This window comes from Acidovorax sp. LjRoot204, assembly GCF_056175785.1.
The window spans coordinates 1-5782 of sequence record NZ_JBGFFF010000222.1 but is presented as its reverse complement, the minus strand read 5'-3'; the positions used below and the strand labels follow the sequence as shown (position 1 = coordinate 5782).

Below are 5782 nucleotides of genomic sequence, written 5' to 3'. Positions count from 1 at the left end.
CGCCAAGGCCCTGGCGCGCCAGGGTGCCAACATCGTGCTCAACGGCTTTGGCGATGTGGATGGCCCCCGTGCCGAGGTGCTGGCGGCCGGCGAGGCTGCGGGCGCCCAGGTGGCTTACCACGGCGCAGACATGAGCCGTGTGGCCGACATCGAAGACATGATGAAGTACAGCGCCAGCCAGTTTGGCCGCGTGGACATCCTGATCAACAACGCAGGCATCCAGCACGTGGCCAATGTGGAGAACTTTCCCGTCGAACGCTGGGACTCCATCATCGCCATCAACCTGACCAGTGCCTTCCACACCTCGCGCCTGGCCCTGCCCGCGATGAAGAGCGCCAACTGGGGCCGCATCATCAATGTGGCGTCGGTGCACGGCCTGGTGGGATCGGCCCAGAAGTCCGCCTATGTGGCCGCCAAGCACGGCATCGTGGGCCTGACCAAGGTCACCGCGCTTGAAAACGCCACCACCGGCGTGACCTGCAACGCCATCTGCCCAGGCTGGGTGCTGACGCCACTGGTGCAAAAGCAGGTGGACGCCAAGGCCGCCGAACACGGCATCTCCAATGAAGAAGCCAAGAAGCTGCTGCTGGGCGAGAAGGAGCCTTCGATGCAGTTCACTACGCCCGAGGAGTTGGGCGAACTGGCCGCGTTCTTCTGCTCCCCCGCCGCCAACAACGTGCGTGGCGTGGCGTGGAACATGGACGGCGGCTGGGCTGCTCAGTAAGCCGGTGCTGAGCAATCGCTCTGCTTTTGATAGCTGCCAGCGCTTATTGCACTAGCGCTTGCAGCCGTTTTTATTTCAAACAGGGCACACCCAGCGACTCAGGGGGCTCAGAGGCCTCAGCGCATCTGCACCGAGCCCGACACGTTCACCGTGACCTGGGCCTTGCCCGCTTCCACCGGCACGGCTGAGTCCGAGAACGACGCCGCCTTGGCCTCGGCGGCCATCATGCGGGGCCGGGGGCCGGGCGACATTTCATTGCTGTTCACCGCCACTTCGCGCAGGCTGTAGTTCGCGAATCCAAAGCCCTTGGCCAGTTCGGCCGCACGTGCCTTGAACTGCTCGATGGCCTGTGTCTGGGCCTCGGACTCCACCTTGGCGCGGGCCTCACGCGACAGGCCAAACGCCACCTGGCTGATCGCCAAGGTCTGAATCTTGCCGGCGGTGGCCGTGATGCGCGCGAAGTCACGGCCCTCCAGCACCAACTCTGCCCGGCCCTGCCAGCCGTTGATCTTGCCGTCCTTGCCATAGCGGGGGTACAGCCCGAACGGACCGGTGCGCACGTCCAGCTGTCCGGGCTGCGCATTGCGCTTGGCCTCGGTCAGTGCAGCATCCAGCGCCTGCTTGAGTTGGGTTTGCACGGTAGCGGCATCGGCGGCCTCTTTGCTGGTGGCAAGGTTGAGCACCAACAGGTCTTGCTGCACCTCCACCGTGCCCGTGGCCGACAGCTGCACCACATTGCGCAGCTCAGGGGCCGGGGTATTTTGGGCAAAAGCGGCGCTTGCGCAGGCGATCAATGCACTGGCAGCTATCAATTTGGTAGTGTTTTTCATCATCACACGGTCCTTGTCATTGGTGCACGCCCCGGTTGCCAGGGGTGCGGGGCACCACCTTAACCGCAGTGCGCTACGCCCTTGACAAAGCCATGTCGCACGAGGTGCGAAGCTGGGCAAAACTTGTAACAGTTGGTCAAACCCGGCCTCCAAACCCGAACTTCGGCGTTCCAACTGGTCAGAATTGGCTCTGTTACAAATTGGACTTGAGATCAACATGGCCACAACACCCAATCGCACCGACAAAGTTCTGGTAGTGGACGACGACGCCCGCATCCGCGACCTGCTGCGCCGCTACCTCACCCAAGAGGGTTTTGAAGTCATGGTTGCCGAAGACGGCAAGGCCCTCAACCGCCTGCTGCTGCGCGAGACGGTSGACMTSATCGTGCTSGACCTGATGATGCCCGGCGAAGACGGYYTGTCGRTCTGCCGCCGCCTGCGYGCCGCCAACGACCGCACSCCCATCATCATGCTCACYGCCAAAGGCGAGGACGTGGACCGCATCGTGGGCCTGGAAGTGGGCGCCGACGATTACCTGGGCAAGCCCTTCAACCCGCGCGAGCTGCTCGCCCGCATCCACGCCGTGCTGCGCCGCCGCCCCGCCCAAGAAGCCCCAGGCGCCCCCTCGGGCGACAACGAAGTCGTCACCTTTGGCCCCTTCACCTTCGATCTGGGCACGCGCGCACTGCAGCGCAACGGCGAAGAACTGCCTTTGACCACCGGCGAATTCGCSATGCTSAARGCMCTGGTGCGCCAYCCRCGCCAGCCSCTGTCGCGCGAAAAGCTGGCTCTGCTGGCCCGCGGCCGCGAGTTCGAGCCCTTCGACCGCAGCCTGGACGTGCAGGTCTCTCGCCTGCGCAAGCTGGTGGAAGTGGACGCCGCTGCGCCCCGCTACATCCAGACCGTCTGGGGCGTGGGCTACGTGTTTGTGCCGGACGGAACGAGCTGATAGTTCATGGCCAACACTGAGGGCAAGCCGAGATCTTCGTCCCGCAAGTCTGTCACCGCCCCCTCCGACGCCACCAGCCCTGCCCCGCTGGAGGCCATTCGGCGGGCGCGGGAACAGCGTGCGCGCGTCGGTCTGAACCTTTTCTGGCGCACGTTTTTTCTGCTGGCCCTGCTGCTGGTGGGCAGCATCCTGGCGTGGCTGCAAACCCTGCGCGCGCTGGAGTTTGAACCGCGCACGCTGCAGACCGCGCAGCAGATTGCATCGCTGGTCAACCTGAGCCGCGCCGCGCTAGTGCACTCCGACGCCATCGCGCGCGTGTCGCTCATCAAGACCATGGCCGACCAGGAGGGGGTGCGCATCCTGCCGCGCGAGCCCAAGGACAAGTACGCACTGCTCGATCCGACGGCCCTGGGCAACCGCCTGACCGACGAGCTGACCATGCGCCTGGGCCCGGACACCATCGTGGCGCAAAGCGTGAACGGAGAAAACGGCCTGTGGGTCGGCTTCAACATCAACGGCGACCCCAACTGGCTGTTGATGGACCGCTCGCGCTTCAGCCCGGCAGGGGGACGCACCTGGCTGATCTGGCTGATCACGGCCGCCGCGCTGTCGCTGGCCGGCGCCGCGGCCATTGCGCGGCTGATCAACCGCCCGCTCAAGCAGCTGTCCTATGCGGCCAACCGCGTCAAAGACGGTGACTTTGCTGCCAGCCACCTCGACGAAGAAGTGGTGACCAGCGAAATCCGCGAGGTGAACATTGGCTTCAACCGCATGGCCCAAAAGCTGGCCAAGCTGGAACAGGACCGCGCCGTGATGCTGGCAGGCATTTCGCACGACCTGCGCACGCCTCTGGCGCGCCTGCGGCTGGAAACCGAGATGAGCGTGACCGACGAAGTGGCCCGCGAGCACATGGTGGCCGACATCGTGCAGCTTGATGCCACCATCGACAAGTTTCTGGACTACGCACGGCCCGACCACGTGACGCTGACCCCGGTGAACCTGCATGCGGTGGTGTCGTCGTGTGTGTACGCGGTGCAGGACCACCGCGAGCTGCAGATCACCATGGCGGTGCCTGAGGACCTGAACGTGCTGGCAGACGAGGTGGAATTGGCCCGTGTGATCTCCAACCTGCTGGAAAACGCCCGGCGCTACGGCAAGAACGAGGACACGGGCATCACCAACGTGGACATCGCCGCCAAGAGCCGTGAAAACTGGGTGCTGATCAAGTTGCGCGACCACGGCGCTGGCGTGCCGCCTGAGCAGCTGTCCAACCTCACCAAACCGTTCTTCCGGGGCGACTCGGCGCGCACGGCAGCGGCGGGTGCGGGCCTGGGGCTGTCGATTGTGGACAAGACGGTGCAGCGCATGGGCGGCATTTTTGCGCTGGCCAACTCCAGCACCGGAGGCCTGGTGGCCCACCTGCAACTGCAGCGCGCCACCAGCCTGCCCGAAGGCGTGGACCCCAAGCAGCGCCTGCAGCGCCCATCCGTCAAGCGCCAGCTGCCCCGGCGACGGGCGGAAGACCGGATGGCCTGATCCCCTGCCCTGCCACCAACACAAAGCCCTCCATTGGAGGGCTTTGTGTTTTTGAACCGCCTCAGCGCACCATGCAAGGTGACTTGTTGTTGAACTTCCAGCCGGGGATCAGGTACTGCATCGCAATCGCATCGTCGCGGGCCCCCAGGCCGTGCTGCAGGTACAGGCGATGGGCGCGCTCAACCTCGTCCATGTCCAGCTCTACCCCCAGACCGGGCTTCTCGGGCAGGTCAATGAAACCATTCCTGATCTGGAACGGCTGCTTCGTCAGGCGCTSGCCGTCCTGCCAGATCCAGTGCGTGTCGATSGCSGTSACSYKGCCCGGSGCRGCSGCSSCCACGTGSGTGAACATGGCCAGMGAMACATCGAARTGGTTGTTSGARTGCGAGCCCCAGGTCAGGCCSMAGGCCTGGCACAKCTGCGCCACRCGCACYGAKCCSKSCATSGTCCAGAARTGCGGGTCKGCCAGCGGAATRTCSACCGACTGCAGCGMSAGGCTGTGCRCCATYTCGCGCCAGTCGGTGGCSACCATGTTGGTRGCSGTGGGCAGGCCGGTGGCGCGGCGGAACTCGGCCATCACCTCGCGGCCCGAGAACACGCCTTCTGCGCCGCAGGGGTCTTCGGCATAGGCCATCACGCCATGCAGGTCGCGCGTGAGGCGGATGGCGTCTTTCAACAGCCAGCCGCCATTGGGGTCCAGCGTCACGCGCGCTTCGGGGAAGCGCTCGTGCAGCGCGCGGATGGCCTCAACCTCTTCCTCGCCACGCAGCACACCGCCCTTGAGCTTGAAGTCAGCAAAGCCATAGCGCTGGTAAGCGGCCTCGGCCAGGTGCACGATGCCCTCAGCCGTCATGGCCTTTTCGTTGCGCAGGCGGAACCAGTCGTTGTCGGCGCCGGGCTCGGTGCGGTAGGCCAGATCGGTCTGTGCACGGTCGCCCACATAGAACAGGTAGCCCAGCATTTGCACCGATGTGCGCTGCACGCCGTCGCCCAGCAGCGCAGCCACGGGCACGCCCAGGTGCTGGCCCAGCAGATCGAGAAAGGCCGACTCCACCGCCGTCACGGCATGGATGGTGATGCGCAGGTCAAAGGTCTGCAGGCCACGCCCGCCCGCATCGCGGTCGGCAAACTGGGCGCGCATGGCATTGAGCACGGCGTTGTGGTGACCCACGGGCTGGCCCACGATGAGCGGTCGCGCATCTTCGATGGTCTGGCGGATCTTCTCGCCGCCGGGTACTTCGCCCACGCCTGTGTTGCCCGCGCTGTCACGCAGGATGAGCAGGTTGCGCGTGAAGAACGGACCGTGCGCGCCGCTCAGGTTCATGAGCATGCTGTCGTGGCCCGCTACAGGCACCACGCGCAGCTCGGTGATAACGGGGGTGCTGGTGGCAGATRGATTGGAAGAGTTGGTCATGGTGGTCAGAAAACGAGGATGAGGCGCGCCCGGCGCCTCGTGGCAGGGCTCAATCAGCGGTGATTTTTCGGGTCTCGATCACGGTCTTCCAACGGGCGAATTCGCGCGCTTGGTAGGCGGTGAAGGCTTCGGGCGTGCTGCCGACAATCTCCAGGCCCTGGTCCAGCATGCGCTTTTTCACGGCAGGGTCGTTGATGGCTGCGATGGCGGCGTCAGCGAGCTTCTTCTTGAGTGCAGGCGGCAGGCCCTTGGGTGTGGCCATGCCCTGCCAGGAGTACACCTCAGCACCGGTCACGCCCGCTTCGGCCAGCGTGGGTACATCCGGCAGT

At 65.1% G+C, this 5782-nt stretch carries 6 protein-coding genes; 3 read left to right on the top strand and 3 right to left on the bottom strand.

Annotation, left to right across the window (positions count from 1 at the left end):
• Positions 1-724 (top strand): 3-hydroxybutyrate dehydrogenase (locus AC04MI_RS23065; protein WP_476498801.1); only part of this gene is annotated, 724 nt, incomplete at its 5' end.
• Between the two features lie 116 nt (positions 725-840).
• Here AC04MI_RS23065 and AC04MI_RS23060 read toward each other — a convergent pair.
• Positions 841-1554, bottom strand: coding sequence for an SIMPL domain-containing protein (locus AC04MI_RS23060; RefSeq protein ID WP_121944006.1), 714 nt, complete (start codon positions 1552-1554; stop codon positions 841-843).
• A gap of 217 nt (positions 1555-1771) precedes the next feature.
• On the opposite strand from AC04MI_RS23060, the gene ompR reads away from it, so the two are divergent.
• Positions 1772-2503: an osmolarity response regulator transcription factor OmpR gene (gene ompR, locus AC04MI_RS23055; protein ID WP_476498800.1), complete on the top strand. Its 732-nt coding sequence runs from the start codon at positions 1772-1774 to the stop codon at positions 2501-2503.
• A gap of 6 nt (positions 2504-2509) precedes the next feature.
• A complete protein-coding gene (locus tag AC04MI_RS23050; protein ID WP_056064216.1) occupies positions 2510-4039 on the top strand; it encodes a sensor histidine kinase in 1530 nt (509 codons plus the stop codon).
• 61 nt (positions 4040-4100) lie between these two features.
• Here AC04MI_RS23050 and gudD read toward each other — a convergent pair whose 3' ends face one another.
• Together gudD and AC04MI_RS23040 are read right to left on the bottom strand one after the other, a co-directional pair.
• A complete protein-coding gene (gene gudD / locus AC04MI_RS23045; RefSeq protein WP_476498799.1) occupies positions 4101-5453 on the bottom strand; it encodes a glucarate dehydratase in 1353 nt (450 codons plus the stop codon).
• 49 nt (positions 5454-5502) lie between these two features.
• Positions 5503-5782 (bottom strand): tripartite tricarboxylate transporter substrate-binding protein (locus AC04MI_RS23040; RefSeq protein WP_476498798.1); only part of this gene is annotated, 280 nt, incomplete at its 5' end.